General features: G+C 68.5%; 6 protein-coding genes and 1 pseudogene. 4 read left to right on the top strand and 3 right to left on the bottom strand.

Features of this window, described 5'->3' with window-relative positions; all coding sequences use genetic code 11:
* The 3 genes and pseudogenes from VD972_RS43710 to VD972_RS43700 form a co-directional block, all read left to right on the top strand.
* Positions 1–165, top strand: a pseudogene (locus tag VD972_RS43710) (ZIP family metal transporter); the annotation flags it as partial.
* 136 nt (positions 166–301) lie between these two features.
* Entirely contained in the window at positions 302–724 is a 423-nt protein-coding gene (locus tag VD972_RS43705) for a CBS domain-containing protein (RefSeq protein ID WP_324995762.1), read from the top strand.
* Between the two features lie 65 nt (positions 725–789).
* Positions 790–1581 carry a class I SAM-dependent methyltransferase gene (locus VD972_RS43700; protein ID WP_324995760.1) on the top strand — a complete coding sequence of 264 codons (792 nt, stop codon included), beginning with the start codon at positions 790–792 and terminating at the stop codon, positions 1579–1581.
* Between the two features lie 249 nt (positions 1582–1830).
* Here the strand turns inward: VD972_RS43700 and VD972_RS43695 are convergent, their stop codons facing one another.
* The 3 genes from VD972_RS43695 to VD972_RS43685 are packed head-to-tail and all read right to left on the bottom strand — an operon-like array spanning position 1831 to position 4446.
* Positions 1831–2349: a GDYXXLXY domain-containing protein gene (locus tag VD972_RS43695; protein ID WP_324995758.1), complete on the bottom strand. Its 519-nt coding sequence runs from the start codon at positions 2347–2349 to the stop codon at positions 1831–1833.
* Positions 2346–3443: a DUF4401 domain-containing protein gene (locus VD972_RS43690; RefSeq protein WP_324995756.1), complete on the bottom strand. Its 1098-nt coding sequence runs from the start codon at positions 3441–3443 to the stop codon at positions 2346–2348. Before VD972_RS43690 ends, VD972_RS43695 begins: the two co-directional genes overlap by 4 nt.
* A 1-nt stretch (position 3444) precedes the next feature.
* A complete protein-coding gene (locus VD972_RS43685; RefSeq protein WP_324995755.1) occupies positions 3445–4446 on the bottom strand; it encodes a DUF2157 domain-containing protein in 1002 nt (333 codons plus the stop codon).
* Between the two features lie 52 nt (positions 4447–4498).
* Here VD972_RS43685 and VD972_RS45700 point away from each other — a divergent pair.
* On the top strand, positions 4499–4669 hold a 171-nt coding region (locus VD972_RS45700; RefSeq protein WP_414654235.1), incomplete at its 3' end, for a DUF1648 domain-containing protein.

Here is a 4669-nt window from a genome sequence, read left to right as displayed (position 1 = left end):
CCGTGGGCGCTGGCGTTCTCCGCGGGCACGTTCCTCTATATCGCCGTGTCGGATCTGCTCCCGCACGTCAGCCGGCATGGCAAGGAGCGGCAGGGGCGCAACCTGGTGGCGCTCATCGCCGGCCTGCTGCTGATGCTCGCGCTGTCGCAGGTGGGGGAGCACTGAGCCGGGCTGCACGGAGCACCCGCAGCGAGGGAGCGTGGGAGCAGCCCTCCCCTGGGTGCTTGCCAGGGCTCGCGGTGGAGCCCACCGTGTTGTGGAGACACGGGGAGAGGCGTCCATGCTCACGGTCGGAGAACTCATGACTCGCGAAGTCGTCACGCTGGAGGCGGACGACGCGCTCATCCAGGTCGATGACCTCTTGAAGCGCCACCACATCCGGCACGTCCCGGTGGTACGGGACCGCAAGCTCGTGGGGATGGTGAGCCACCGGGATCTCATTCGTGCGCTTGCCCGGCAGCCCGTCGGGCAGGGCTCGCGGTCCCTCAGCGTGAGCGAGGTGATGACTCACGAGCTGGAGACCGTGGCGCCCGATACCTCCGCCCGAGAGGCGATCGAGAAGCTGCTGGACGGCCGCTTCGGGTGTCTGCCCGTGGTGGGGGCCCAGGGAGAGCTCGTGGGCATCGTGACCGAGTCCGACTTCCTGCGCCTCGCCATCGACCTCCTCGATGCGCGCGGGCCGTTCCCGGACCGCTACGAGCAGGTGCCCGTGAGCCCTCACTGACACGAGCCGCTTGGCTTTCGGCTCGCCGGGCTGGAGGATGCGCGCCCCTCCGAGTCCGGCCCCCCATGGAACGACGCTCCGACTGGTACACCCACCCCAAGTACTACGAGGCCATCTTCGGCACTGACACCGAGAAGGAGATGGACTTCCTCCTCGCGGTGAACCGGCTCCATGGCACGGGAGGCTCGCAGTGGCTCGAGCCCGCCTGTGGCGCTGGGAGGCTCGTCGCCGAGGCCGCGCGCCGGGGGCTCGACATCGTGGGCTATGACATCTCCGAGCCCATGCTCGAGCACGCCCGCCGCCGCCTCACTCCGGCCCGGCGGCGCCGCGTCCGCCTCTTCCAGTCCCGCATGGAGTCCTTCTCCGCGCCGGAGCTAGAGGGCCAGGTGGACCTGGCCTTCAACCTCGTCTCCACCTTTCGCTACCTGGACAGCGGGGCCGCCGCCCGAGCCCACCTGGAGAGCACCCGGCGGCTGCTCAAGCCCGGGGGCCTCTACGCGCTCGGCTTCCACCTCACCGACTACCCGCGCAAGACCTTCGAGAGCGAGCGCTGGGTCGGCCATGTCGGCCGAGACACCGTCATCTGCAACACGCGCGAGGGGCTGCCCGATCGCCGCCGCCGCCGCTCGCCCATGCGCAACCGCCTGCGAATCACCGGGCCTGGCAAGGACCTGCTCATCGAGACCGAGTGGTTCTTCCGTACCTATGATCAGCCCCAAGCCCGGCGCCTCTTCCGCTCCGCGGGCCTGCGCCTCCTGGCCACCTACGACTTCGACTACCAGGTGGACGCTCCCCTGGCGCGTGGCAGCACCCGGCTGGATCGGGTCTTCATCCTCCAGCCCGACACTGTGGTGTAAGGAAAAGAGGTATTTGCGTCAGAGTTGACGCAGCTGCGTCAGGGATCGACGCAGAACACGCCGCACGGACTCGCCAAGTCCTTGATTCCACGAAAGAGCAACAAGTCTCTCAGGCTGGCATGCGGCACGCATAGGTAGGTCCAGTGCTCCTCACCGAGCGCAATGCAGCCGGGGGGACTGAAGCGCGGAAGGAGGGGCCGCTCCTTCCGCGCTTTCATATTTGTGCGCTGTCCCGCCTTCTTGGAGCCCTCAAGGCTCGGAGGTGCTGGGCGCCGCCGGAGATGCTTCCCCCAGAGGCTCGCGCTCCTTGCCCCGCAGTCCTACGAGGACACTCGTGCCGTTGGGCGCGACACGCAGCTCGCCATAGCGGGCGGCTTCGTAGCGGCGGGCATGGCCCTCCTGGAAGAAGAACGCCTCCGCGCCCAGCCGGACACGCCTGTCACGCACGCGGTACCTCAGCAGGAGCTCGTCCGGGGCGAGCGGAGTGCCGGGATCGTGAAAGCGAACGAACTGGCCGACGCCGTCCTCGTCCAGGCGCAGCACCAGGCGGCCATCCCGGGGCCAGTCCTTGTTCCAGCCCCGCTCGCGGCTGACGACGTAGTCGAGCACCATGTAGTCGCCCTGCATCAACGACCGCGGATCCCTGGGCGCGAGCTCCAGCAGCACAGGCTTGCCGGTAGCCAGCAGGGACTCTTTCTGGGTGATGAGCGCGGAGGGCAGGAGCAGCGCGAAGGCCAGCCCGCCGAAGATGACGGCGTTGCGCATCATGGGACCTCCGCGGTGGTGGCGGGGAAGCGCCGCAGGAGGAAGAGCCGCAGGCCCAGCAGCACCAGCCCGCTGCCGAGAAGAGCGCCCGACTTGGCCAGCAGGGACAAGCTGAGATCGTAGTAGTAGAGGACACCGAAGCCGACGAGGAAGGCCACGGCCAGCCCCAGCATCACCACGCTGCGCCGGTGGAAGGCGAGCGCCAGGATGCCCGCGGCTCCGATGACGCCGGGGGTGTTGAGGGTGAGCAGGGCCGTGAGGCCGAGCGCGGCGAACACCGTTGCGCCCGCGGTCCCGCTGACCTCGAGTCCCACCTCCTGAAGGATCCGAGCGGCGGTGTACATCGTCACGACGGCGAGCCCGAGCGTCAGGACGGCGATGGGGCTCTCTGCTGTATCCATCCGGAAGTCGGCGCCCAGGCGCACGAAGCAGCGCCCCAGCAGGACGCAGAAGAAGACGAGGGCCAGAGCGAACGACACGGGCGAGACGAGGACGGCAAGAGGGCCGCGGAGGAACCGGGCCTGGTGAAGAAAGAGGAAGTGGAGGAGCGCGGCGAAGGCGACCAGCGTGAGGTCCACTGGCGCCAGGTGGTGCGACTGGTATGCGAGGAACAGCAGCGCCTGCGCGGCTCCCATCGTGGCGAGGAAGCGCAGGATGCGGTCGGGGTAGAGGAAGAGCAGGGCGAGCTCCAGGAGGAGGACTCCCAGGGCTGTGACGGTGGCACTGTCGGTGATCTGGGCCAGTCCGAAGAGGAAGAGGGCCTGGCCGGTGAGGCAGAAGGCCAGACAGAGCTGGGAGAGGAAGATCTGGCTCGAGACGCGCCGCAGGCCGGCGGTCGCGCCGCAGAGGAGGAGGCCGAGGAGCAGGAAGGCCACCTCCTCCCGGAGCTTGATCAGGAGGCCGAAGAAGAAGAGCAGGAAGCAGGCGGCCATCCACGCGCCGAAGCCAATGAGGACGCGCACGTACCAGGGCGTCGCCGCGGCGGAGCGCCAGTGCTCTTCCATGGCCGTCATGGCCCGGAGCTCGGTGCCCGGAGCGACGGCGCCCTGTTCGCGCAGGAGGGAGAGGACCTCTCGGAGGGAGGGTTTGAGCGCCATGTCAGGTGTCCTCCGTTCCCCGGGTTCGGGCTTCGTTCCGCAGCCACCAGACGACGATCGCAATCTCACCGATGAGCACGAGGGGCATGAACAGGAACGCGAGGACATCCTCCAGGCCGTCGAACAGGGCGCGCCCCACCAGCGTGGAGACGAGCGTCACCACGCAGGCGGCTCCCAGCGTGAGGAAGAACAGCTCGCTGCGGGCCTGGCGATGGAAGGCGTACATGCCCGCGAGCGCAAGGACGAGCAGGGCGACGCAGAGAATCTGCAGGGCGCCATCATCCGCTTTGAGATCCACGGCCATCTCCTCTGCGGCGCTCATGAGCGGGAAGAGAGTCATCACCGCGAGGATGCGCGGGAGCCATCGGCCTTGGAGCCCGCTCACCTGCCGGTGTGCGAGGAACTCGGTAACGATCCAGGCCGTGCCATTGAGCACCGCGAGCGTGAGCACCAGCGCGGCGGGGTTCTCCTCGTCCAGGACCTGCTCCCAGAAGAGGATGACGGCGGTGTTGGCGAGGATGAGCTCGAACAGCCACAGCGGAGCGAAGCGTGCGAGGACCACCCAGGGGAGGATGAGGGCTCCCCAGCCGAGGAACAGCTCATAGGGGTCCGCGCCGGTCTGGTAGGCCTGTCCGTAGACGGCGAGGAGCGGTCCTACCAGGACGGCCGCGAAGAGCAGGGCGAACTGGCTGGCGGTGCGCTCGCCCAGGCGCCACGCGGCGAGCGCCGCGGCGGCGATGGCGGCCATGAGCAGCCCGAACTTCCCGAAGCGGTGGAGCGCCGCCCAGTTGAAGGCGAAGAAGGAGATGACGCCGGAGAGCCCCAGCAGGGCGCCCAGCCCCAGCAGGGTGGTGGACAGGAAGCGCCGCCACCAGGACCTGGGTGGAGAAGCCACTGCCAGCTCCAGTGCGCGCTCCAGCGCTTGGGGTGGTAGTACTCCCGCGACGGCGAGCGCCCGGAGCCGCTCGGGAGTGGCGTCGAGGTCCAGCAGATCTTTCGTCACACCTCAGACTCTAGACGACCGTGTCTGGAAGCGACGTTACAATGCGGTCGTCATGAGATTCATTCCTCCAGCCATGCTGGTGGCCGCCGCGGGGTGGCTCGCCAGTCAGTGGGATGCGCTTCCAGAGCGGTGGGTGGTCCACTGGGGGCCTGGGGGCGTACCGAATGGCTATTCCTCGAAGACCTTCGGCGGAGTCTTCGGGCCCCTCTTGATCGCGGCTGGG

Origin of the sequence: Hyalangium sp. (genome assembly GCF_035629615.1) — a bacterium.
Lineage (GTDB): Bacteria > Myxococcota > Myxococcia > Myxococcales > Myxococcaceae > Hyalangium.
The sequence above is the reverse complement of the archived record's forward strand: the minus strand, read 5'-3'. Positions and strand labels throughout refer to the sequence as shown.